Source organism: Ensifer sp. CCNWLY38, from assembly GCF_037120565.1.
In the GTDB taxonomy this organism is placed as follows: Bacteria; Pseudomonadota; Alphaproteobacteria; order Rhizobiales; family Rhizobiaceae; genus Ensifer; species Ensifer adhaerens_H.
On record NZ_JBBBBO010000002.1, the window covers coordinates 451,184 to 474,975 of the forward strand.

Annotated in this window: 21 protein-coding genes; 11 read left to right on the forward strand and 10 right to left on the reverse strand. The window is 62.6% G+C overall.

The annotated features are described in order from the left end of the window. Positions 1-484 precede the first annotated feature (484 nt). Complete coding sequence (locus tag V7S54_RS06400) at positions 485-1,114, reverse strand: DUF922 domain-containing Zn-dependent protease (RefSeq protein ID WP_065373567.1); 630 nt, start codon at positions 1,112-1,114, stop codon at positions 485-487. A 107-nt stretch (positions 1,115-1,221) separates the two neighbouring features. Between V7S54_RS06400 and folP the strand changes: the two genes are divergently transcribed. From folP to folK, 3 genes are all read left to right on the forward strand, one after another. Further along, on the forward strand, positions 1,222-2,073 hold the full coding sequence (gene folP, locus V7S54_RS06405; RefSeq protein ID WP_065373568.1) for a dihydropteroate synthase: 852 nt from the start codon (positions 1,222-1,224) through the stop codon (positions 2,071-2,073). A 125-nt stretch (positions 2,074-2,198) separates the two neighbouring features. Next, positions 2,199-2,567: a dihydroneopterin aldolase gene (gene folB / locus V7S54_RS06410; RefSeq protein ID WP_057248908.1), complete on the forward strand. Its 369-nt coding sequence runs from the start codon at positions 2,199-2,201 to the stop codon at positions 2,565-2,567. Next, on the forward strand, positions 2,557-3,081 hold the full coding sequence (gene folK, locus V7S54_RS06415; RefSeq protein WP_065373569.1) for a 2-amino-4-hydroxy-6-hydroxymethyldihydropteridine diphosphokinase: 525 nt from the start codon (positions 2,557-2,559) through the stop codon (positions 3,079-3,081). The genes folB and folK overlap by 11 nt, the downstream gene beginning before the upstream one ends. A gap of 88 nt (positions 3,082-3,169) precedes the next feature. On the opposite strand, the gene V7S54_RS06420 is transcribed toward folK, so the two are convergent. Further along, positions 3,170-3,721, reverse strand: coding sequence for a hypothetical protein (locus V7S54_RS06420; protein ID WP_065373570.1), 552 nt, complete (start codon positions 3,719-3,721; stop codon positions 3,170-3,172). A 292-nt stretch (positions 3,722-4,013) separates the two neighbouring features. Here V7S54_RS06420 and V7S54_RS06425 point away from each other — a divergent pair, with 292 nt between their 5' ends. Then, positions 4,014-4,823, forward strand: coding sequence for a cytochrome b/b6 domain-containing protein (locus V7S54_RS06425; protein WP_065373748.1), 810 nt, complete (start codon positions 4,014-4,016; stop codon positions 4,821-4,823). Then, positions 4,820-5,611, forward strand: coding sequence for a molybdopterin-binding protein (locus V7S54_RS06430; RefSeq protein ID WP_065373571.1), 792 nt, complete (start codon positions 4,820-4,822; stop codon positions 5,609-5,611). The genes V7S54_RS06425 and V7S54_RS06430 overlap by 4 nt, the downstream gene beginning before the upstream one ends. 117 nt (positions 5,612-5,728) lie before the next feature. On the opposite strand, the gene V7S54_RS06435 is transcribed toward V7S54_RS06430, so the two are convergent. The 3 genes from V7S54_RS06435 to V7S54_RS06445 all read right to left on the reverse strand — a co-directional run bounded on the left by V7S54_RS06435 (position 5,729) and on the right by V7S54_RS06445 (position 8,957). Beyond that, complete coding sequence (locus V7S54_RS06435) at positions 5,729-6,814, reverse strand: YcjF family protein (RefSeq protein WP_065373572.1); 1,086 nt, start codon at positions 6,812-6,814, stop codon at positions 5,729-5,731. Next, on the reverse strand, positions 6,811-8,307 hold the full coding sequence (locus V7S54_RS06440) for a YcjX family protein (protein WP_065373573.1): 1,497 nt from the start codon (positions 8,305-8,307) through the stop codon (positions 6,811-6,813). The genes V7S54_RS06435 and V7S54_RS06440 overlap by 4 nt, the downstream gene beginning before the upstream one ends. A gap of 131 nt (positions 8,308-8,438) precedes the next feature. Beyond that, on the reverse strand, positions 8,439-8,957 hold the full coding sequence (locus tag V7S54_RS06445; protein ID WP_336408396.1) for a SixA phosphatase family protein: 519 nt from the start codon (positions 8,955-8,957) through the stop codon (positions 8,439-8,441). 48 nt (positions 8,958-9,005) lie between these two features. On the opposite strand from V7S54_RS06445, the gene V7S54_RS06450 reads away from it, so the two are divergent. Both V7S54_RS06450 and dksA read left to right on the forward strand, forming a co-directional pair. Then, the gene (locus V7S54_RS06450; RefSeq protein WP_141679342.1) at positions 9,006-9,263 is read left to right on the forward strand and encodes a hypothetical protein; all 258 of its coding nucleotides are present in this window, start codon (positions 9,006-9,008) and stop codon (positions 9,261-9,263) included. 112 nt (positions 9,264-9,375) lie between these two features. Further along, complete coding sequence (gene dksA / locus V7S54_RS06455; RefSeq protein WP_034794589.1) at positions 9,376-9,795, forward strand: RNA polymerase-binding protein DksA; 420 nt, start codon at positions 9,376-9,378, stop codon at positions 9,793-9,795. 230 nt (positions 9,796-10,025) lie between these two features. Here dksA and V7S54_RS06460 read toward each other — a convergent pair whose 3' ends face one another. Further along, entirely contained in the window at positions 10,026-11,027 is a 1,002-nt protein-coding gene (locus V7S54_RS06460; protein WP_065373575.1) for a flagellar biosynthetic protein FliO, read from the reverse strand. A 264-nt stretch (positions 11,028-11,291) separates the two neighbouring features. Between V7S54_RS06460 and cckA the strand changes: the two genes are divergently transcribed. Next, positions 11,292-13,913 (forward strand): cell cycle histidine kinase CckA, encoded by a 2,622-nt coding sequence (gene cckA / locus V7S54_RS06465; protein WP_065373576.1) that lies wholly within the window; start codon positions 11,292-11,294, stop codon positions 13,911-13,913. 97 nt (positions 13,914-14,010) lie between these two features. Here cckA and V7S54_RS06470 read toward each other — a convergent pair whose 3' ends face one another. After that, positions 14,011-14,940, reverse strand: a complete 930-nt coding sequence (locus V7S54_RS06470; protein ID WP_065373577.1) for a pseudouridine-5'-phosphate glycosidase — start codon at positions 14,938-14,940, stop codon at positions 14,011-14,013. Between the two features lie 31 nt (positions 14,941-14,971). Beyond that, positions 14,972-15,919, reverse strand: a complete 948-nt coding sequence (locus V7S54_RS06475) for a carbohydrate kinase family protein (RefSeq protein WP_065373578.1) — start codon at positions 15,917-15,919, stop codon at positions 14,972-14,974. Between the two features lie 320 nt (positions 15,920-16,239). Here V7S54_RS06475 and recA point away from each other — a divergent pair, with 320 nt between their 5' ends. Together recA and alaS are read left to right on the forward strand one after the other, a co-directional pair. Continuing rightward, positions 16,240-17,331, forward strand: a complete 1,092-nt coding sequence (gene recA / locus V7S54_RS06480) for a recombinase RecA (protein ID WP_057248921.1) — start codon at positions 16,240-16,242, stop codon at positions 17,329-17,331. A 228-nt stretch (positions 17,332-17,559) separates the two neighbouring features. After that, a complete protein-coding gene (gene alaS / locus V7S54_RS06485; protein WP_065373579.1) occupies positions 17,560-20,223 on the forward strand; it encodes an alanine--tRNA ligase in 2,664 nt (887 codons plus the stop codon). Between the two features lie 96 nt (positions 20,224-20,319). Here the strand turns inward: alaS and V7S54_RS06490 are convergent, their stop codons facing one another. After that, complete coding sequence (locus V7S54_RS06490; protein WP_065373580.1) at positions 20,320-21,978, reverse strand: SulP family inorganic anion transporter; 1,659 nt, start codon at positions 21,976-21,978, stop codon at positions 20,320-20,322. Positions 21,979-22,170: 192 nt separating this feature from the next. On the opposite strand from V7S54_RS06490, the gene V7S54_RS06495 reads away from it, so the two are divergent. Further along, positions 22,171-23,022: an AraC family transcriptional regulator gene (locus V7S54_RS06495; protein ID WP_065373581.1), complete on the forward strand. Its 852-nt coding sequence runs from the start codon at positions 22,171-22,173 to the stop codon at positions 23,020-23,022. A gap of 237 nt (positions 23,023-23,259) precedes the next feature. Here V7S54_RS06495 and V7S54_RS06500 read toward each other — a convergent pair whose 3' ends face one another. Further along, on the reverse strand, positions 23,260-23,739 hold the full coding sequence (locus V7S54_RS06500; RefSeq protein ID WP_065373582.1) for a GNAT family N-acetyltransferase: 480 nt from the start codon (positions 23,737-23,739) through the stop codon (positions 23,260-23,262). Between the last annotated feature and the right edge of the window lie 53 nt (positions 23,740-23,792).

Genomic DNA, 23,792 nt, shown 5'->3' on the forward strand with positions numbered 1-23,792 from the left:
TAATTGGTATTTCGCATGTCGTTGTCGCAGAACTGCTGCACGGTTTTGCGCGACATCCTCTGGCACCCTCCACTTTGTAGCTGACGCACAAAAAAAGCGCCTCGCCAGTCGTTGGACAAGCGAGGCGAGGAGGGCGCATCGCTGACAGATGAGGGAGGGGACATCTGCAGCACCAAGACACGCCAGGAGAACCCACTTTGGCCTCGCTGTTCAATTTCATCTTTTTAATATTGAACAACGTCGCCTAAACTAAAGTAACGGCAACATTTAAGCTCTTCGCACAACTACTGCGCCGCGCTTAACCCGCTCGTTCGGCGGAGGCTAGTCTTCATCCTGGCCCCTCGCTCCATGGTTTCAATATAGATGAGTCGGCGGCAGCCAGCCATCGTTATATTTCACCAATAAAATACTGTGGGTATTGCCGCTGAAATCGCGCCGAGCCCGACTATAGTCAGGCTCTTCTTCAGGGCATGGGCGCCGCTACCTATTGTTGCGTTTTCTGCAGCGCTTCGAGCCGGTATTGCAAAAGCCGGATCATGCGCTTGTCGAAGTTGGCGGCTTCGGTGCGATCGAAGCGCGCCTGATCCTTGTCGTGCGCTTCGATTGCCGTGACGCTCACCCGCGCGACGCTTGCCTGCATGCGTTCGCAATCGGCTTCCGGCTTCAGGGCGAGGAACATCTTTTCCATGCGGCGGGCGTGGTTGCGGGCAATTTCGGCGTGCCGCTCCTCATGGCGCTTGATGTCGCTCGAGAGTGTGTCCCAAACCAGGGCCAGGTCACGACCGGCCTGACGGCGGTATTTCCAGCGCGGCAGGATGATGCGGGTGCTGAGCGTTACGCGCGCCGAGCCGACCGCGCAGCGGCCGCCACGGCTGACGTAGGTGATGGAGCCGCCGAACTTTATCCGGGTGGCGCCCGGGTGGCGCGCGCCGGTGGATTTCATCATCGGGCCGCTGGCTGAAAGCGCCTTGTCGAGTTCCTCCGCAGTCCGTCCACCGATCGTGAAATAGGAAAAGCTCTTGTTGATCACGGTTTCGCCGGACGCAGCGCTTAAGGGAGCGGCGACCAGGAGAGCGAGGAGGGCGGCTTTGAACGGGACGCGTACTCGGGACATCAATGCGTGGTTCTCTTCAGTTGAACTTCGATCAAGCTTGGGGCATAGCCACGACGGGCGCAACAGCAAATCGCGGGCTCTCGGCCGAATGCGGATCGTGAGGGAAAATGACCTACAATCCATTTCAGAAATTTAGCTGGAAGCTGGCGCATGGGCGCAGCCTGGAACTCGGGCCGCGTGGCGTTTTGATGGCGATCGTCAATGTTACCCCGGATTCTTTTTCCGATGGCGGACGTTTCATCGATGCTGTTGCAGCGGCGGCGCAGGGCGTGCGTTGCCTGCAGGAGGGCGCATTGATCCTCGATATCGGCGGTGAATCGACGCGACCGGATGCGGCGACAGTGAGTGCCGAGGAGGAGCAGGCGCGTATCCTGCCGGTGATCTCCGCGCTCAGCCGCGACACCGATGCCCTGATCTCCGTCGATACCTACCGGGCCTCGACGGCTCGGCTGGCGGTCGAGGCAGGCGCGCATATCGTCAATGACGTGCACGGCCTGCAGCGCGAGCCGGGTATCGCGACCGTTGCCGCCGATACCGGAGCAGGGCTCTGCATCATGCATACGGGCCGCGACCGGCAAAAGCTCGCCGACGTGATCGACGATCAGTTCCATTTCCTCGAACGGTCTCTCGAAATCGCCGAAGCCGCTGGTGTCACGCGCGACCATATCGTCTTGGATCCGGGCTTCGGCTTTGCCAAGGGTACGGATGAAAACCTCGAACTCATGGCGCGATTTGCCGAGTTGCACCGTTTCGAACTTCCGTTCCTGGTCGGAACGTCCCGGAAGCGCTTCGTTGGGGCGGTGAGCGGCCGCGAGGCGGGCGACAGAGATGTAGCGACAGCGGCGACCACCGCGCTGCTGCGTGCTGCCGGCGCCTCGATTTTCCGCGTACACGATGTCGCAAACAGCAGGGATGCGCTGGCCATGGCCGATGCTATGCTCAGGGCCAGAGCGGTATGAGGAAAAGCGTGTGCGGCTCTTCGCCCGCATCCGACTGCCACTTATCAGAATCGATCATGTCCTGAATTAGGTCGGCCTGACCCAATACCAGCGTGATCCCAGAAAAGCCGACGGGACGGAGAAGCATGAGCCCGACTTACACCATCACTCTCAAGAACTGTGCCTTCTTCGCGCGCCACGGCGTCTTCGACGAAGAAGAGCTCCTCGGGCAGCGCTTCTTCGTGGATGCCGAGCTCGAAGTCGAGCAGGGAACGGCGCTCGTCGACGATTCGATCGAAGACACCGTCCACTACGGCATTGCCTTCCAGGAGATCGAGCGCATCGTCACGGGGCGCCGCCGTTACCTGATCGAGGCGTTGGCGCTGGAAGTCGCCAAGACGCTCTGCGTGCGGTTCCCGCAGATCAAGCGCGCCAAGGTTTCGATCCGCAAACCGAACGCGCCCGTGCCCGGCGTGCTCGACTATGTCGAAGTGACGGTCGAGCATGTCGTCTGAGGTGGGCTGGCGGGTCGCAACACTCGGCCTCGGCGGCAACCTCGGCGATCCGCGCAAGGCGATGGCCGAGGCGCTGCGGGCTCTCGATGCGCGCGACGACTGCGTCGTCGAGGCCGTGTCGCGGCTCTATCGCACACCGCCGTGGGGAAAGACCGATCAGGCCTGGTTTTTCAACGCCTGCGCTCAGGTCAGGACGACGTTGAAGCCCGAGGCTCTGCTCGATACGTGTCTCGACATCGAACGTTCGATGAAGCGGGTGCGTGACGAGCGCTGGGGACCGCGCACGCTGGATATCGACGTTCTGACCTATGAAGGGGTGGCCCAGGCTGAAACACGGCTGGAACTGCCGCACCCGAGAATGACGGACCGGGGCTTCGTGCTGATGCCGCTTGCCGACATCGCCGCCGACCTGCCGGTGCGCGGCCGCACGGTCAGCGAGTGGTTGCGTGGGGCGGATGTGGCAGGCATCGAGGTTGCCGATCGCGACATGGCCTGGTGGCGCGCGGACGCCTGACCGATCCCATCAAGTCGACGAGACCTTTTTGAAACAACAAAGCCCCGGCAATACTGCCGGGGCTTTGTTGCTTGACTGTGCTTTGGGATTACTTGATCGAGCCGACGGCGATCGCATCGAGTTGGCGGTTGAGGCTGACGCCGATGACCGGCACCATCGTCTCCTCGACCTTGACCGAAATTGTGATGTTCATCGTCTGGTCGTCCTGAAGGCGGGCGATCATGGCGCCGTTCAGCTTCTTGCGGTTAATGCCGACGACGACCTTGTCCTTGGCGACATTGCCGGAAACGACATCGAGGCCCTTGCCTTCGGCGCCGTCGAGGAACTTGCCGCTGTAGCTGTTGCCCTTGCGGGTGATCACCGCCGACATCGGCTGCTTGAACACGCCGACGCGGCAGAAGCCGTCGAGCTTGATGCCCGTATCGTCACCAGCCACCGGTTCGCCGGAGAGATCGCAGGTGAACTTGGTGCCTTTGTATTTGCCGGCGACGATCTCGCCCGGGCCTTTCCACTGGCCGGCAACCTTCTCGAAGAAGGCCTTGTCCTTGGCGCCGGAAAGGGCTGGCGTCGCAACGCTGACGGTAGCCGCAAGCGCGATGGCGGCAGTGCCGCGAGCGATCAAAGAGGGGCGCGAGAACATAAACGATCCTTGATGGGTCAACGTCCGAAACTGGAAGCCACATTTGCGCGCAAATGGTTAACGGACGGTTTCCGAGCGCCGGATGTTGTGGCTTCTTTGTGGCCATTGGGGCGATTGTTCACAGGGGTTTCCGACGTGTCGGAGCCACCGGCCGGAAGTGCTCTCCCGGGCGCAGCGGACGCGTGTGAAACTTGTCCCGACCGCCCTACGTATAGTCATGGGAAACGGGAGATTTCCCATGAACATGACGGAAAATGATCCCCAAACGATCACGACAGGGTCGCGGACAAGAATGACGATTCGGCGGCACCGACTAGTCACGCGTCTTACCCATTGGGCGTGGGCGGCGGCCCTCTTCTTTCTGCTGCTTAGCGGCCTGCAAATCTTCAATGCGCATCCGGCGCTCTATATTGGCCAGCAATCCGGTTTCGCCTTCGACAACGGCGTCTTTTCAATCCAGCCGAGTCGCGACCGGAATGGCGAGGTCCGGGGTATAACGACTGTGTTGGGGCGAAACTTCGATACCACCGGCGTCCTCGGCGTCAGCGGGGGCGAGCAGGTACGCGCCTACAGGGCCTTTCCTGCCTGGCTGACCGTGCCGTCCTACCAGGACCTTGCTACGGGACGGGTCGTGCATTTCTTCTTCGCCTGGGTCTTTGCGACGGTCTACGCCATCTGGTTCTTGGCAAGCGTGATCAATGGGCACCTGAGGCGCGATATCCTTCCAGGCTGGAGCGATATCCGCGCGTTGCCGCGCACCTTGACCGAACATCTTCGCTTTCACTTCGACCACGATGGGCGCTACAACAGCTTGCAGAAACTCTCCTATGTGCTTGTTCTCCTGTTGTTTTTCCCGCTGATGATCCTGACGGGACTGACGATGTCACCGGGCATGAACGCCGCCTGGCCCTGGCTGCTCGACCTCTTCGGCGGCAGGCAGACGGCCCGCACGATCCACTTCGTCGTTATGCTCCTTCTCGTCGGGTTCTTCGTCGTGCACCTGTTCATGGTGTTTGCCGCCGGGCCGATCAACGAGATGCGGTCGATGATTACCGGCCGCTACCGTCTCGGTGACCGACACAAGGGAGGGAATGCGAGATGACACGCTTGTTCGTCAGTCGCCGCCGTTTCCTGGGCGTCGCCGGGGTGGCTGCATCCACCATTCCGCTTGCCGGCTGCGACATGCTCGACGGGATGCTTGAAGGCGGCGATCCGGTGCGTGGCTTTCTCGCCTCGGCCAACACACTGACCTACCGGTTGCAGCGGTTTTTGATCCCCGCGGATCAGCTCGCGCCAGAGTTCCCGGAAAGCGAGATCCGCCAGGGGCAGCGGCCAAACGGCTCAACGGACCCGACCGACCCGACTTATCTCGCGCTGCAGGACACGGAGTTTGCTGCCTATCGGCTCAATGTCTCGGGGCTTGTGGATCGACCGATGCAACTGACGCTCGACGAACTCCGCAACATGCCGTCGCGCACGCAGATCACGCGGCATGACTGCGTCGAAGGTTGGAGTTGCATCGCCAAGTGGACGGGCGTGCCGTTGGCCCGAGTGCTGGATGAGGCGCGCGTGAAGAGCGACGCGCGTTACGTCGTCTTCCATTGTTTCGACAGCATGTCGCTCGGGCTTGCGGGCTCGGCAGCCTATTACGAATCGATCGACATGATCGACGCCCGCCATCCGCAGACGATCCTGGCCTATGGCCTGAACGGCTCTGCGCTGCCGGTCGCCAACGGCGCGCCGTTGCGTGTGCGCATCGAGCGCCAACTCGGCTACAAGATGGCGAAATACATCCGCGCGATCGAAGTGGTCGCCGATCTTTCGGCCTTTGGTCGCGGGCGCGGCGGGTTCTGGGAGGATCTCGGCTACGACTGGTATGCCGGCATCTAGGGCAATTCCAGGAAAAGTGTGAAACGGTTTTCCGTCGGGAATTGCGCAATTTCAAACAGTTGGAGCAATTCGCTGTTTCAATGAAACAGTGAATTGCTCTGGGACTGGCGGATGCGTCTATTTCTCGGCGGTCTCGCCGGCGACACGGCCCGCGGCGGGGCTGAGATCGGCCAGAAAATCGCCGATGCCCGGACGTTTCAAGGCGCGGAACGGCATCGGACGGCAAAGGTCCATGGCCGCGATGCCGATGCGCGCTGTCATCAGGCCGTTGATCACGCCTTCGCCAAGACGCGCCGAGAGCTTCGAGGCGAGGCCGTGGCCAAGCACCTGCTGGATGAGGCTGTCGCCGGCAGCGATCGAGCCGGTGACGGCGAGGTGGGCGATGACATCGCGCATGAGCCGCAGCAAACCCAGCGTGCCGGGGCGACCGCCATAGAGTTCGGCCATGGCGCGGATCAGGCGGGCGGATTCGTAAAGCACATAGCCGAGATCGACGAGGGCGCGCGGGCTGACGGCGGTGACGATCGAGACGCGCTTGGAGGCGGCAAGAATGAGGCGGCGGGCCTCGCGGTCGAGCGGGCTCAGGAGTTCACGCTCGGTGAGCTCGATGAGATGCGGCCCATCGATGATCTCGCCCTCGGTCTCCTTCAGCCGCGTGCGGCCGCGAGCGGTTCGTGGATTGCTGGCGAGCAGATGGACGAGCTTCGTCTGCGCCGACCGCGCAAGTTTGGTGTTGCCCGAGGTCGCTGCAGCCTCGGTTTCCGATTTCAGCTTCTGGATGGCGGTAAGCTGCATCATCCCGGAAAGCTCACGGGCAACGACGATCAACAGCGCCAGCAGTCCGATCGCGACGACGGCAAGGGCGGTGTAACCGAGCCAATCGGCGCGGGCGAAGAGATCGCGCAGTAGGCGGTCGACCCACAGCCCGGCGGCAAGCGACAGGATGATACCGAGCGCGCCGATCGCGATCTTGCCGACCGACAGGCGACGCTTGCGCGGGCTTGCTTCTGGCAACGCCAGCGCCTCGACCGCCAGCGTGGTCTCGCGGAACGGATCCTCCGCATCCGGCGTCAGCACGACGTTGTCATCGAAGCTCGCGGGCGAGCGCGGCACGCGCGACTGAGGGCCGGGCAGGACGGGCTTCTCCTCTCCAACCGAAAAGGCGCCGGGTCGGCGGCTACGGCCGTTGCTATCGTCACTCATGCGAGCCGGTCTCCGAACAGAAATTGCATGGCTCGGTCGAGGCGGATATGCGGTACCGACAGTTTTAAGCCGCCGCCGGTTTCTTCGAGATGCGGCGGGCGAAAGCGGACGAAGCTCAGCTCCGGCAGAGGGTGGGCGCTTTCGACGAAGGTCGTTCCGCCCGACTGCATCTCGATCGCCTTGAATAGCACTTCAGGATCTTCCGGCAAATCACCGGGAAATATCGCAGTTTTCTTTTCGCCGTCAAAAAACTCGCCGTTGATCTTCTCGCCGGCGATCGGGGTGCCGACGATCACCGGCAGCGCATGGCCGTCGTGGTTGACGGTCGCTTCGCGGGTCGCCCTGACGGATGCAAGCGCCATGACCTCGAGACCGGCGCCACTCATGCCGACGCTCTCAGCGGCGCGATCGACCAGGCGCGCGGCGATGCGCTCCAGCCGGTCGTGGCTTTCGTGATGCAGATGATCCGCCTTGGTCGCGGCAATCAGCACCTTGTCGATCCGGCGCGTCAGGAAGGAGGAGAGCCAGCTGTTGGTTCCCGGACGGAAGCAGGCGAGCACGTCGGCAAGCGCCTGCTCGAGATCGAGCAGCGCTTCCGGGCCGTTGTTAATCGCCTGCAGCGCATCGACCAGCACGATCTGGCGGTCGAGCCGCGCGAAGTGTTCGCGAAAGAACGGGCTGACCACATGCTTCTTGTAGGCCTCGTAGCGCCGCTCCATCATCGCCCAGAGCGAACCTTTCGGCGCGCGGCCATCCGGGAGATCGGGAAGCGGCGAGAAGGTGAGTGCCGGCGACCCCTCGAGATCGCCCGGCATCAGGAAGCGGCCGGGCGGGAGGGTCGAAGGAGAGCGTTCGTCCGCCTTGCAGGCCCGGAGATACCCCGTGAAACTCTCGGCAAGCCTGCGGGCGCTCGCCTCGTCGGCAACGGCCGTCGGTCCGGCCGAAGCGGCCAGCGTCAGCCACTCCGCCGAAAAGACGCTCCGGCTGGCGGCGCGGGCGCGTGCCACGGCGTTGTTGCTAAACGCGCGGAAATCCTGCGCCAGCAGAGGCAGGTCGAGCAACCACTCACCGGGGTAGTCGACGATATCGAGCGACAGGCGGCCCGGCGAGAACAGCCGGTTCCAGCCGCTGGCACTCTCATAGTCGATCGTGATGCGCAGTTGCGAAATGGCGCGGGTCGAATCCGGCCAGATGCGATCGCGCACCAGGGCGGCAATATGATCCTCGTATTGAAAGCGCGGCACGGCATCGTCCGGCTGGGGTTCAAGCCTGACCTTCGAGACCCGCCCGGAACGCACTGGCTCGAAGACCGGCAGGCGTCCGCCGTTCAGGAGATTGTGCACCAGCGACGAGATGAAAACGGTCTTGCCGGAACGCGACAGGCCGGTGACACCGAGGCGGATGGAGGGATTGACGAGGCCGGAGGCTCGGTCGGTCAGATTGTCGAGCGCAATCAGGGCGTCGTCTTTGAAGCTGGTCAGGTTGGGCGCCAAATCTTGCTCTTTCTTGCGGCGTATTTCCGTGGGTCGTTCTGCTGGCGTCGTCCGGCAGAACTGTCGCACGCAGGCAGCTACCGCGATATAGGCAATATTTCCCCGGTCGCAACGAGGGCCCGGCAATTCTTCTATTGGTTGGGCAGCAGGATCGAGACCAATGTCGCGACCGCAGCGCCATCTTTCGGCGCGACGGCGGGCAGGTCGAGGATCGAAAGCCCCGCCGGCGGATAACCGTAGGCAAACGCCTCACGCGCAGCGTCGTCTCCGATCAGCCGGTGAAGCAATTGCTCGATCATCGGGTTGTGCCCGACCAGCATCAGCGAATTCAGATGCCGATGGGCGTCGATGAGGTCGAAATAGACCGTTGCCGGTCCCGAATAGAGTGCATCGATGTAACGGATATCGAGGTCTTCGCTGACGGTGCGAAAGAACGGTTCGGCGGTTTCGCGGCAGCGCACGGCGGTGGAACAGAAAATGCGCTCGGGGCGGATGCCCCGGTCGGCAGCCATCTGCGCGAGCCGTTCGGCATCGACATAACCGACCTCGTCCAGCGCCCGCTCGAAGTCGCGTTGCCCGGGCAACGCCCAGCCGGAACGCGCGTGCCGCAGAAGGTAAAGGCGAAGGGCCTTGGGGGCGCTGTCTTGCATATCGAGCGGTTTCCGGTGGCTGCCTGTCGCTTGTGGCGGCAGGGTCGAATGGTGTTGTCCGGGCACAGCTTGCGCGTCGCCCGGCAGACCTCCACCTTTTCCCTCGGGAACCGCAAAGATCAAGCTGCCGGCTGCTTTTTTCCGGGGATCGGCAAGCTGCTGCGCTTTGCCGCGGTCGCGATCAGGCGATCCAATGGCGCAAACACATCAGTGTCACTTTTCAGCGAGAACTGCCGGACGCAGCGGTACGTACAAGCAGGAATTCAAGTTCCAATGTGTAATTTTGATGAAATATTCGTCGGTTAGCCTGAATCGCGAGCAATATTAAAATACGGTTGAGTGTCTGTTCCGAGGCTTGAATCGAGGCTTCCATAGGTCTATACACCGCCGCAATGAGATGTTCTTCAGGAGAATCGCGTTGAGTGAGAAGATCGATCTTAGTACCTTCGTCCTGTCCGAGGACGATGAATTCATGAATGCCAACCACCGGGCGTATTTCCGGGCCAAGTTGAATGCTTGGAAGAATGACATCCTTCGTGAGGCACGCGAGACACTGGATCACTTGGCAGAGGAGAGCGCCAATCATCCGGATCTCGCAGACAGGGCTTCATCCGAAACGGATCGGGCAATTGAGCTCAGAGCCCGGGACCGTCAGCGCAAGCTGATCTCCAAGATCGACGCGGCGCTGCAACGGCTCGATGAAGGCACCTACGGCTACTGCGAAGAGACCGGTGAGCCAATCGGCCTGAAGCGGCTGGATGCACGGCCAATCGCAACCCTGTCGATCGAGGCGCAGGAGCGTCACGAGCGTCGGGAAAAGGTCTATCGGGACGAGTAAGATATCCGTCTTTCGGAACTGTCTGAAAAAAGGCGCGGGTCAAACCGCGCCTTTTTCTTTTGGACCAATTGCGTGCCAAGGGTGGACCGCTCGCGAGGCCTACAGCGCCGCGCGTCTTATCAGACGCGCAAAGGTCGCTGTAGCATTTTGATTTTCTGCATGTCTTTGTCCTCAAATCGAGGTCGATTTAAGGAGACATGCAGTGGCGGCGTCAGCCGTGAGCGGGGAAGCTATGGCTTCCGGCCGGCGGAGATATCGGCCAGCATGCGGTTCATTTCTTCTTCGATGGTCGGCTCCCTGCGGCCGCCTTCGGCGCCGGGTGTGCCAAGCGTCGGCTCCTGACGGCCGGATGGTGCCAGCGAGCGGCTCTCCGGTGCAACCATGTTCGTGGAGGCAGCGGCGCCGGGGCTCGGTACCGTGGCCGGGCCAAGACGCTGCAGATCGCCGCTGATCTCCGCATCAAGCAGGCGCTCGAAATCCGTGAGAGCAGTGCTCGGCGCCGGCTGGGGCTGCTGGATGACGGGGGCCGGGCGCTGCAATTGCACAGGTTGTACGGGGACTGGTTGTGCCTGGACTTGCTGGACCGCCGGTGCGGGCCTGTTTATGGCGATTTCGAAGTTCGACTGGGGCGCCGAAGCGGTCGTGACCGCCGGGATCTCCGGAACCTGCTGCACGGACGGACGGACAGGCGGACGCTGTTCAGCCTCAAGGACGGGAGCGGCTACGGGGCGCTGCTCCGCGACAACGCGCGGCGGCGCGGCCGGCTCCACACGGGCGACCGGTTGTTCCTCCGGTTGGGCAACAGGGCGGACCTGCGTGACGGCGGCGACGGTTTCAGATTCAAGCGAAGGTGCGGCTTGTTGCGGAAGCTCCCGCGTTGCCGGCCGGCTGTTCACTGCCAGCGGTTCCTCTACCTTGCGCTCAGCGACGGCCGCGCGCTCCTCGGGCGCACCGATCCGGCTTTCGATGACGATATCCGTCGGGCCGCCGATCATGATCAGATGCTCGACATCATCGCGGCGCACGAGCACCAGGCGGCGACGGGTGTCGACGGCGGCAGCATCGAGCACGGCCAGGCGCGGCTGGCGGTTCTTGCCGCCGCGAATGAAGGGCGAGGAGGGGCGATTGCGCATGATCCAGAGTACGGCCACGAGGCAGAGAAGTCCGATCGCGACGGCTGCGGCGGCGATGACGAACCGGCTGCCATTGTCTGCGATGATCGTTTCCATCATAGGCTGAACTCCTTCTGCCTTTCGAGTGCCAGTATTTGACGGCTTTTTTCGGGCCCGGACAAGGACTTCGCCGACATTCCCTGTGAATTGGCTGCAATGCTTCCGCCGAGGTGCTTTTTGCTGTTATCTCTGATTGTTAAAGATGATTCTTGTCCGAATGATCGAGGGCGTATCGGGAATGACCGATTTCGCCCGGCGGATTGCGCGGATACCGGCCGGAAGTGCCGGCCCGCGCGCGCGGTGCCGGCCGCATAAGAGGATCCGATGACGAAATTGCGGCAGTCAGGCGACTACCAGATGCCGGTTGTTGACCGTGGCGTCAGGCCGGGCACCGTGCTGCGGATCGTTCTGCTCGCGATCGTCCTCACCGTGTCAGCCATCGCCTTCGTGATCTTCAAGAACGAGATGGAAAACGAGATCGTTCTCGGCATCCTCGGCGTTCTTGCCATGGTCGGCATCTTCTTCCTCGTCTCCTCCGTCATCGGCTTCATCGAGGTCATGCCGCAGTCGCGCCCGGACGAACTGGCGCGCGCCTTTCTCGATGCCCATGAGGACGGCACGATCGTCACCGACCGCAAGGGGCGGATCATCTACGCCAACGCCGCCTATGGCGCGCTGACGGGTGCCAAGAGCGCCGCCGGCATCCAGTCGCTGGAAACCATCCTGTCGCGCAATCGTGAGGCGACGGAAGCGATCTACCGGCTGACCAACGGTCTGCACGAGGGCAAGCAGGGGCATGAGGAATTCCGCCTGCTGAAGCCGCTGGCGACCAGCACCTCCAGCGGCTCCGGCGCCCATTGGTTCCGCTTGAAGGCGCGGGTGCTGCCGCTCGAAGACAGCGAGCGCAATCCGCTCTATCTCTGGCAGATCGCCGACATTACGGCGGAGCGCGACGATCAGGAACGTTTCTTCAAGGAACTGCAGAACGCCATCGACTATCTCGACCACGCGCCGGCCGGCTTCTTCTCTGCCGGACGCAAGGGCGAGATCTTCTACATCAACGCCACGCTCGCCGATTGGCTCGGCATCGACCTGACCAAGTTCCAGCCAGGGTCGATCAGCATCGGCGACCTGGTGGCCGGCGAGGGGTTGACGCTCGTTCAGGCCGTGCAGGCGGAGCCTGGCCTGAAGAAGACCAAAATGCTCGACCTCGATCTGCGCAAGCTGAACGGCCAGAGCCTGCCGGTGCGCATGATCCACCGCGTCTCCTCGACGCGCGACGGGGCACCCGGCGAAAGCCGCACCATCGTCATGTCGCGCGAAGGCGGCGAGGACAACGAGCAATCGGCATCGAGCGCGGCAATGCGGTTTACCCGCTTCTTCAACAACACGCCGATGGCGATCGCCTCGGTCGATGGCAATGGGCGGATTCTGCGCACCAACGCGCCGTTCCTGAAGCTCTTCTCCGGCCTCGTCTCGCAGGACGAAGTCGAGCGCGGGGCGCTGATCGAAGCTGTGGTGCATGAAACCGAAAAGGGCCGTCTGCACGAGGCGCTGGCGGCAGCCAAGGACCGGCAGGGTGATATCGCGCCGATCGATGCGCTGCACCCGAAGGATGGCGAGCGTCACTTCCGCTTCTATATCAACGCCGTAATCGACCAGAGCGATCAGTCGCCAGAGGAAGCGGCAATCATCCATGCGCTTGAAATCACCGAGCAGAAGGCGCTCGAGAACCAGATGGCGCAGACCCAGAAGATGAACGCCGTGGGCACGCTCGCCGGCGGCATCGCGCACGACTTCAACAACGTGCTGACGGCGATCCTGCTGTCGTCCGACCACCTGCTTCTGTCGGCCCGTACGGCAGATCCGAGCTTTGCCGATCTCATGGAGATCAAGCGCAACGCCAACCGCGCTGCGGTGCTTGTGCGCCAATTGCTCGCTTTCTCGCGCAAGCAGACGATGCGGCCGACGGTGCTCAATATGACGGATGTGATCGGCGATCTGCGCATGCTGGTCGATCGCATGACCGGAACCAACGTCAAGGTCGAGGTGGACTACGGCCGCGATCTTTGGCCGGTCAGGACCGATCTCGGCCAGTTCGAACAGGTGCTGCTGAACCTGGCGGTCAACGCCCGCGACGCAATGCCCGAGGGCGGCACGATCACGCTTCGGACGCGCAACCTGCCTGCTGCCGAGGTTGCGTCCTTCGGACGACGCGAGTTGCCGGACGACGATTTCGTGATGGTCGAGGTCGCCGACCAGGGGACCGGCATCCCGCCGGAGATCCTCGACAAGATTTTCGAGCCGTTCTTCACCACCAAGGAAGTCGGCAAGGGCACAGGCCTCGGCCTGTCGATGGTCTATGGCATCGTCAAGCAGTCGGGCGGTTACATCTATCCGGAATCGGAAGTCGGCAAAGGCACCACCTTCCGCATCCTGCTGCCGCGCCACATCGAGGCGCCGGTCGTGGTCGAAGAGACCAACTCGGCAGCAACGGCGGAGGCGACTCCGGCGCGGGTAGCGCAGGCGATTGCAGCACCGGCGGCAAAGACCGAGGAGCCGGCCGATCTCACCGGGGATTCAGCCGTCGTTCTGCTCGTCGAGGACGAGGAGGCGGTGCGGCGCGGCGGCAAGCGCATGCTGGAAACCCGCGGCTACACGGTCTACGAGGCCGGCTCCGGCGTCGAGGCGCTCGAAATCATGGACGAGCTCGACGGTGCGGTCGATATCGTCGTTTCCGACGTGGTGATGCCGGAGATGGATGGGCCGACGCTGCTGACCGAACTGCGGAAGAAGTATCCAGACCTGAAGTTCATCTTCGTTTCCGGTTATGCCGAAGACGCCTTTGCCCGCAACCTGCCGGCCGACGCGAAGTTCGGCTTCCTGCCGAAGCCGTTCTCGCTGAAGCAGCTCGCAGTCTCCGTGCGCGAAATGCTCGACTCCTAGACCAGCGGTCTGACACCGAAATCATGCCGGTGGAAGCCGGACATGAAAAAGCCCGGCGCTTACGCGCCGGGCTTTTTCGTCTGGTATCCTATCGGAATTACTTGGCGTTGAGCGCGACCGCGATCTCGCCGGCAAGCCGCGCATTGTTCTCGACCAGCGCGATGTTGGTCTCGAGGCTGCGGCCTTCGGTCATGTGGAAGAGATTGTCGAGCAGGTAAGGCGTGACGGCCTTGCCGGTGATCTCGTCGCTCTCGGCATTGTCGAGCGCGCGAGTGATGTAGATTTCCATCTCTTCGCGCGGGATTTCGCTTTCCTCCGGCACAGGATTGGCGACCAGCATGCCGCCGTCGATACCGAGCAGTTCGCGCATGTTCTGGAAGTTGGCGATCGCCGCCGGGCTGTTCAGCATCAGCGGGCTCTTGAGGCCGCTGTCGCGCGACCAGAAGGCCGGGAAGACTTCGCTGTCGTAGGTGACGACGGGGACGCCGCGGGTTTCGAGTACTTCGAGCGTCTTCGGAATATCGAGGATCGCCTTGGCGCCGGCGCAGACGACGATGACACCGGTGCGAGCGAGCTCGTCGAGATCGGCGGAGATGTCGAAGCTGAGTTCGGCGCCGCGATGCACGCCACCGATGCCGCCGGTCGCAAAGACGCGGATGCCGGCGCGGGCAGCCGCAATCATCGTCGCGGCAACGGTGGTTGCGCCCGTGCGGCGCTCGGCGATCGCGAAGGCGAGGTCGGCGCGCGAGACCTTCATCGCACCTTCCGTCTTCGCCAACTCCTCTAGCTTGGCGTCATCGAGGCCGATATGCAGCACGCCATGGATGACGGCGATCGTTGCCGGCACGGCACCCTGTTCGCGGATGATCGCTTCGACGCTGCGGGCCATGTTCAGATTGCCCGGATAGGGCATGCCATGGGTAATGATGGTCGATTCCAGCGCCACGATCGGCGCGCCACGCGCCTTGGCGGCTGCGACCTCGTCGGAATATGCCATCGGCAGGGAGGGAGAAGCGGGTTTGGTCATGGTCTTTCCTTGGGAGTTCTGCTGGCAATTGTCATGACAGCATTTGGGGCGTGGGCACAAGGGCCAGCGCCTGTTCGAGATTGGCCGCGGACATCTCTTCGGATGCGGCCAAGGGAGAGCGCAATGTGATTCCGGCGGCTGCGATGCCGTGCCGCAGGCACTCGGCAAGATTGCGGCCGGCGAGGCGCGCAGAAAGGAAGCCGGAGGCAAGCGCATCACCTGCACCGGTGACGTCGGCAAGTGCCGGGAGCGCCGGCGGAACGGCAACGCAGATGCCGTCGCCATCGAAGGCGACGACCGCGCGGCCGCCGCGTGTGACCACGCCGCCATTGAGGCCCGCGCTTCTCAAAAGCGCCGGCCATGCTTCCGCCTCGGCCGCGTCCTTGCCGGTCAGCGCCCGTGCCTCGGATTCATTCATGAACAGGAAGGAGAGATGGGGGAGGCACGGCCGGTAGCGCATGACCTTGGCGGGCGACACGGCGATGCCGGCGACGAGGCGCCCGTTGCCTGCGGCCGACTGGACCAGCGCGGCGATCGTTTCCTCCGGCAGGTTGGCATCCGTCAGCACGAGCTTGCTCGTGGCGACGACATCGCGGAGCGCCCGGCGTTGCAATTGTCGCGGCGAGAACAGCCGGTAGAGTTCCATGTCGGCGAGCGCGATCACCAGATTGCCGTCGTTTTCAAGGATCGCGGTGTAGCTCGGCGTCTGGCGATCGAGAAAGGTGAGGGGGCTGTCGATGACCCCTGCTGCGGCCGCCGCTGCCGTCACCATCTCGCCGGCGGCATCGCCGCCGCGGGTGCTGACCATGCGCACGCCATGGCCAAGGCGCGCAAGGTTGCGGGCCGCATTGAAGCCGCCACCGCCGGCCTCTTCGAACCAGGTGCCGGGATTGCTGGAGCCCGGTGCGGTCGTTCCCGATATGCGGCCGCGCCTGTCGATATGCGCACCGCCGAAGACGGCGATTTCAGCTTCCGTCATGAATGTTCCTCTGCTTGACCCGTCGGCCGAAATATCTGTTGGCTTTCTGCAATGGCCGAGGTCCGAATTCCAAGGACCCGTGCGCCCGCTCTCTTCGTCTCAAGCGAATCGGCCAAGCCCTGAGGGGCAGGTTTGAAGACGTACTGCGCGCATTTGAGAACCTATGGTTTCAATCCGTGAACATGAAAAGAACGAAGCCAAGATAATCATTGTTTTTCAATATATTGTCCTGCTCTTGCAAATACGGAACAAAACATGTACAAAAACTCCTGCGGCGGCTTCATTGCCTCGGTAGCTTCAATAACCTAAAGGTGGACCAAATGGCACAAAACTCTTTGCGGCTCGTAGAGGACAAATCGGTGGATAAAAGCAAGGCACTTGAAGCGGCACTTTCCCAGATCGAACGGTCGTTCGGCAAGGGATCGATCATGAAGCTCGGTGGGAAGGACAGCATCATCGAGATCGAAACCGTCTCGACGGGTTCTCTCAGCCTCGACATTGCGCTCGGCATCGGCGGCCTGCCGAAGGGCCGCATCGTAGAAATTTACGGCCCGGAAAGCTCGGGTAAGACGACTCTGGCGCTGCAGACGATCGCCGAAGCACAGAAGAAGGGCGGCATCTGCGCCTTCGTCGACGCCGAACACGCGCTCGATCCGATCTATGCGCGCAAGCTCGGTGTCGATCTCGAAAACCTCCTGATCTCGCAGCCGGACACCGGCGAGCAGGCACTTGAGATCACCGACACGCTGGTGCGCTCCGGGGCGATCGACGTTCTCGTCGTCGACTCCGTCGCAGCGCTCGTGCCGCGTGCCGAAATCGAGGGCGAAATGGGCGACAGCCTGCCGGGCATGCAGGCACGCCTGATGAGCCAGGCGCTGCGCAAGCTGACCGCGTCGATCTCGAAGTCGAACTGCATGGTCATCTTCATCAACCAGATCCGCATGAAGATCGGCGTCATGTTCGGTTCGCCGGAAACCACCACCGGCGGCAACGCGCTGAAGTTCTACGCCTCGGTCCGCCTCGACATCCGCCGCATCGGCTCGGTCAAGGAGCGCGAAGAGGTCGTCGGCAACCAGACCCGCGTCAAGGTCGTGAAGAACAAGATGGCGCCGCCCTTCAAGCAGGTTGAATTCGACATCATGTATGGCGAAGGCGTCTCGAAGACCGGCGAACTCGTCGATCTCGGCGTCAAGGCCGGCATCGTCGAAAAGTCCGGCGCCTGGTTCTCCTACAACAGCCAGCGCCTCGGCCAGGGCCGCGAGAACGCCAAGACGTTCCTGCGCGATAATCCCGACCTGGCACGTGAGATCGAGACGGCGCTGCGCCAGAACGCCGGCCTGATCGCCGACCGGTTCCTCGAAAACGGCGGCCCGGAACCCGACGACGGCAGCGACGACGCCGCTGAGGCGTGAAACACCAGGAACTGAAGCTTCCGGAGAACCGGTCGTCCTATGACGGCCGGTTTTTTGCTGCCGTCTGGACAGTATGATACGTGAACGATAAAAGCCTTTGGTTCCGGCGACCGAGGGCGTTGGAGGGCGTGGTCATCATGGATGGCCACGGGGTTTAAGGACAATGGCCTAGTGGCGCGGCAGATGCCGGATCCGGGCCGGAATCGGTGCTTTAGAATAGGACGCAAGATGAGCGGCGTGAATGAAATCCGGTCGACCTTTCTCGACTATTTCCGCAGGAACGGTCATGAGGTCGTGTCGTCGAGCCCGTTGGTGCCGCGCAATGACCCGACATTGATGTTCACCAATGCCGGCATGGTGCAGTTCAAGAACGTCTTCACCGGGCTGGAACAGCGTCCCTATTCGACGGCGGTGACCGCGCAGAAATGCGTGCGCGCCGGCGGCAAGCACAACGACCTCGACAATGTCGGCTACACCGCGCGCCATCACACCTTCTTCGAAATGCTCGGCAATTTCTCCTTTGGCGATTACTTCAAGGAAAACGCCATCGAGCTTGCCTGGAACCTGATCACCAAGGAATACGGCCTCGACGCCAAGCGCCTGCTGGTCACGGTCTACCACACCGACGACGAAGCCTTCGATCTCTGGAAGAAGATCGCCGGCTTCTCCGACGACCGCATCATCCGCATTCCGACGAGCGATAACTTCTGGGCCATGGGCGATACCGGCCCGTGTGGTCCGTGCTCGGAGATCTTCTACGACCATGGCGACCATATCTGGGGCGGACCTCCGGGCTCGGCCGACGAGGACGGTGATCGCTTCATCGAGATCTGGAACCTCGTCTTCATGCAGTACGAGCAGATCACCAAGGAAGAGCGGGTCAACCTGCCGCGTCCGTCGATCGACACCGGCATGGGCCTCGAGCGCCTGGCAGCTGTGCTGCAGGGTCAGCACGACAACTACGACATCGATCTCTTCCGTGCGCTGATCGCAGCTTCCGAGGAAGCAACCGGCGTCAAGGCCGAGGGCGACCAGCGCGCCAGCCATCGTGTCATTGCCGACCATCTGCGTTCGTCCGCGTTCCTGATTGCCGACGGCGTGCTGCCGTCGAACGAAGGCCGCGGTTACGTGCTGCGCCGCATCATGCGCCGCGCCATGCGCCACGCGCAATTGCTCGGTGCCCGGGATCCGCTGATGTGGAAGCTCTTGCCGGCGCTGGTCGGCCAGATGGGCCGCGCCTATCCGGAACTGATGCGCGCCGAAGCGCTGATCTCCGAGACGCTGAAGCTTGAGGAAACCCGCTTCCGCAAGACGCTGGAGCGCGGTCTGAACTTGCTTTCGGACGCATCTGCCGATCTCTCGGAAGGCGACCAGTTCAACGGCGAAACTGCCTTCAAGCTCTACGACACCTACGGCTTCCCGCTCGACCTGACCCAGGACGCCCTGCGCGCCAAGGGCATCACCGTCGATACCGACGCCTTCTCTGTCGCCATGGAGCGCCAGAAGGCCGAAGCCCGCGCCAACTGGGCTGGCTCGGGCGAAGCGGCGACCGAGACGATCTGGTTCGAGCTCAAGGAAAAGCACGGCGCCACCGACTTCCTCGGCTATGACACCGAGACCGCCGAAGGCGTGATCCAGGCGATCGTGCGCGACGGCGCGGTGGTCGCGTCGGCGGCCAAGGGCGACACGGTCCAGGTGGTTCTCAACCAGACGCCGTTCTACGGCGAGTCGGGCGGCCAGATGGGCGACACCGGTACGATCACCACCGAAACCGGCAAGCTCACGGTGACGGACACGCAGAAGCGCGGCGAGGGGCTCTTCGTTCATTTCGCAACCGTTGCTGAAGGTACGGTGAAGACCGGCGACGCCGCGCAGCTCGACGTCGACCATGCGCGCCGCTCGCGCCTGCGCGCCAACCACTCGGCAACCCACCTGCTGCACGAGGCGCTGCGCGAAGTGCTCGGCACCCATGTCGCCCAGAAGGGCTCGCTTGTAGCCCCGGAACGCCTGCGCTTCGACGTTTCGCATCCGAAGCCGATGACGGCGGAAGAGCTGAAGATCGTGGAGGAAATGGCCAACGAGATCATCGTGCAGAACACGCCGGTGACCACGCGCCTGATGAGCGTCGACGATGCGATCGCCGAAGGCGCGATGGCACTCTTCGGCGAGAAGTATGGCGACGAAGTGCGCGTCGTCTCGATGGGCCGCGGCATTCACGGTTCCAAGGCCAACCGCGCCTATTCCGTCGAGCTTTGCGGCGGTACCCACGTGTCGGCCACCGGTGACATCGGTCTCGTGCGCGTCGTTTCGGAAAGCGCAGTCGGCGCCGGCGTTCGCCGCATCGAGGCGCTGACCGGCGAAGCCGCACGCGCCTATCTCAACGAGCAGGACGAGCGCGTGAAGACACTCGCCAACACGCTGAAGGTTCAGCCGGGCGACGTGCTCGGCCGCGTCGAGGCGCTGCTCGACGAACGCCGCAAGCTGGAACGCGAACTGACCGAAGCCAAGAAGAAGCTGGCGCTCGGCGGTGGCAGCGAGGCGGGTTCCGCCGACGCAGCCCGCGACATCGCTGGCGTTCGTTTCCTCGGCAAGGTCGTCTCGGGCGTCGAGCCCAAGGATCTGAAGAGCCTTGCCGATGACGGCAAGAAGAGCCTCGGCTCTGGCGTCGTCGCTTTCGTCGGCGTGTCCGGCGATGGCAAGGCGAGTGCGGTCGTGGCCGTCACCGACGATCTGACCTCGAAGCTCAGCGCCGTCGACCTCGTTCGGGTCGCATCAGCCGCGCTCGGCGGCAAGGGTGGCGGCGGACGTCCTGACATGGCCCAGGCCGGTGGTCCGGATGGTGAGAAGGCGGCCGAAGCCATCGAGGCCGTGGCCGTTGCACTGGCCGGGTAACCGTCAAAGACAGAAACTAGAAGGGCGCCACTTCGGCGCCCTTTTTTGTTCGATGTCCTTAAATTGTTAAGAAACGTCGGCATCGCTCTGAATTCTCTATTCTTTCGTCGCACCGCGGATGTTGTCGAGCGCAAGTTCGATGGACGCAAACGTTGCGACACGTGGCTCGTGCACGTCGTGGCTCGCCAGCATGCGCCGGACTTGGTGCGAGGCGCCGGTAACGATGAAGCGCACGCCGGTCCGTTCGGCCTTTCGGACGGTGCCTTCGATCACGTTAGCCGCGGTTGAATCCATGAAAGGCACGTCGCTGCAATCAAGAATGAAGTTGCGGCGCTGGTCGGCAATCCGATCCAGCACCGAGCCAACAGTTGCCGCTGAGCCGAAGAAGAAGACGCCGGAAATGTGATAGATCACCGTATCCGGGTCGTCGGCGGCAACGGGATGTTCCTCGGCGCCATTTTCTTCCGCGCTGGATCCTGGGCGCTTCGCTTTGCCGATGGCGATGCTCTTGGCCATACGGTCGATGAAGAGAACGGCTCCAAGCGCGAAGCCGACGACGATACCTTCGGTCAGATCGCGAAAGACGACGATTGCAAAGGTGGCGAGCAGCACCACGGCATCGCCGCCTGATGATCGCAACAACGCCATGAAGGCCGGCTTCTCGACCATGTTCCAGGCGACGACCGCAAGCATGCCGGCAAGGGCTGCAAGCGGGATATAGCTTGCAAGTGGAGCAGCCACGAGCATGAAAGCGAGAAGGAAAGCCGCGTGCAGCATGCCCGACACCGGACTGGTGCCGCCGGCCCGCACATTCGTCGCCGTGCGTGCGATGGTGCCGGTGACGCAGATGCCGCCGAAGAGTGCCGAGCCGATGTTGGCAATGCCCTGGCCGATCAGTTCGACGCTGGAGCGATGACGCCGGCCGGTCATGCCGTCAGCGACGACGGCGGAAAGCAGGGATTCGATGGCTCCGAGCAGCGCGAACGAAACTGCATCCGGGAAGACCGCAGCGACCCGGTCGAAGGATAACGGCGGCAGCGCCGGCCTCGGCAGGCCGCCGGGGATGCCGCCAAAGCGGGTGCCGATCGTTTCGGTCGGCAGGTGTAACAGGGCGACGGCGACAGACGCGACGGCGATCGCGATCAGCATGCCCGGCCAATGCGGCCTCAGCTTGCGCAGGGCGAAGATAACAGCAATCGTCAGTGCCGCGGTTGCCACGGTCGCCGGGTTGATCGTGTCGATCGCGGCAGCGAGGGCGGCGATCTTGTCGAGGAAGGGGCCGGGCTCATTGCCCTCAAGCGTGATCCCGAGAAGATCGCGCAGCTGGCTTGCGAAGATGATCACCGCGATGCCGGCGGTAAAGCCAACGGTGACGGGATAGGGAATGAACTTGATGTATTTGCCGAGCCGCAAATAGCCGGCAGCAATCAGCATCACCCCGGCCATCATCGTCGCCAGCAGGAGACCGTCGACGCCGTGGCGATTGACCGTGGCAGCGACCAGCACGATGAAGGCGCCAGCCGGACCGCCGATCTGGGAGCGGCTGCCGCCGAGGAAGGAGACAAGAAAGCCGCCGACAATGGCGGTATAGAGGCCGCGATCAGGCGTGACGCCCGATGCGATGGCGATCGCCATCGACAGGGGCAAGGCAACGATTGCGACAGTGAGGCCGGCGATCGCGTCGGCGCGCAGGCGGGCGCCGTCATATCCTTCAGTGAAAACGCTCACGATCTTCGGAACAAGAGTATCGGTCATCGGCTGGGCCTTCGGCCAGAAGAGTTCCGTATCCGGTGGATCCCGGGCGGAGCCTGCAAGACGGCAATAACAATAGAGCTAGCTTGAGTCGCGGCGCTTGCAAAATTGTGGCGGTACGCCGGAGAAGTCCGCAGGATTCGTCAAATTGATCTATGGTCTACCGATCCGTGAGCAAAGCGCGAAAGGGTAGACATGGACGATCGGGTAGCGTGGGCGACCTATGAACGGCGCCTGCACAGGGTCAGCGACTACATTTATGGCCATCTCGACGGCGATCTCGACCTCGATCGTCTCTCCGAGATCGCCTGTCTATCGCCGCACCACTGGCACCGCATCTATCGTGCGGTCCATGGCGAGACGCTGGCCGCAACCGTGAAGCGGCTGCGACTGCAGCGGGCCTCGGCCGATCTCGCCCAGTCCGATCTTCCTGTCGAAGCGATCGCGCAGCGCTCTGGCTACCCCAATCTCCAATCCTTCAACCGCACCTTCAAGGGAGCTTACGGGCTGCCGCCGGCGCGCTACCGGAAGGAGGGCAGCCATGTCGCCTTTGAAACCGCGTCAACGGAAGGAATCCCTGATATGTATGAAGTCACCCTCAAGGACATCGAAGCCTTCGACCTCGTCGGCGTCGCCCATAGCGGCTCCTACATGGAGATCGGGCGAGCGTTCGAGACGCTCTACGGAACCTTGTTCTCGCGCCAGCTGTTCCGGCCGGACATGGAGATGATCGGCATCTACCTCGACGACCCTGAACTGGTGCCGACCGACAAGCTGCGCTCCTTCGCCTGCGTCAGCGCTCGCGAACAGATGCCGGTGGAGATGCCCCTGACACCGCAGCACCTTGACGGCGGCCGCTACGCCGTGCTGCGCCACAAGGGTCCCTATGCGGATATGCCGAACGCTTACCAATGGCTCTACGGCACCTGGCTGCCACAGTCAGGTCGTGAAATCCGCGACAGCCTGATGTTCGAGAAATATCTCAACAATCCCCGCGAAGTGGCGCCGACGGAGCTGTTGAGCGAGATCTACCTGCCGCTGAAGTGAGGCTTGCAAGACGTCGGTGGTCAGTTGCGATCGGCGAAGTGGAATACCTCTGAAAGGCCGACAAGGTTTCAAGCCTTGTCGGCCTTTTCCTGATGGCACCTGCCGATCCAAGCGCAGACATCCGGCCACACAAACAAGAAGGGCCGGCTGAGCCGACCTCTCCTCGTCCGCCACTTTGCAGTGCCGGTACATCCGTGGCCAGCAATCGCATGCTATCGAGCCGTCGGCTTTCGCCCCTCACGGCCCGCAAGGCTTGATCAACTTGCTCATATTGATGCCGGTAACGCGAAAACCTGCGACATCGTAGACGTGTTTGGCACGTCGATTGTTCTCCGCGACACGCAGCTTTATCTGCTTAAAGCCTTTCGCTGAAAGCTCGGTTTCGAGTGCATTGAGGGCCTGCTTGGCGAAACCTTGCCCCTGCTGGCTGGCAAGGATGTGGAAATCGCTGATGAAGACCGAATGGTCGGCGAGGTCTGGTCTATACCAGAGGTAGCCTATGAGGCTGGAATCGGTCTCATTGATCACACAGAGCAGCACGTTGCCCGGCGTCTTCACGCCCTGCGGCAAATCTTGTGCGATTTCACGTCTTGCCTGCACCAGCGCGTCAGCGTCGGAAAAACCGTAGTTAGCCGAAATTTCAATGGCGTAGTCCGGAATGAAATAGTCGAGATAGGCCGGGTATTCGCTATCAAGCATCGGTCTGAATGAGATCATCGGTCGTTCCCGTAAGGGCTTGCCGCCGCGGAGATCAGCTGAGCGACGGTGCT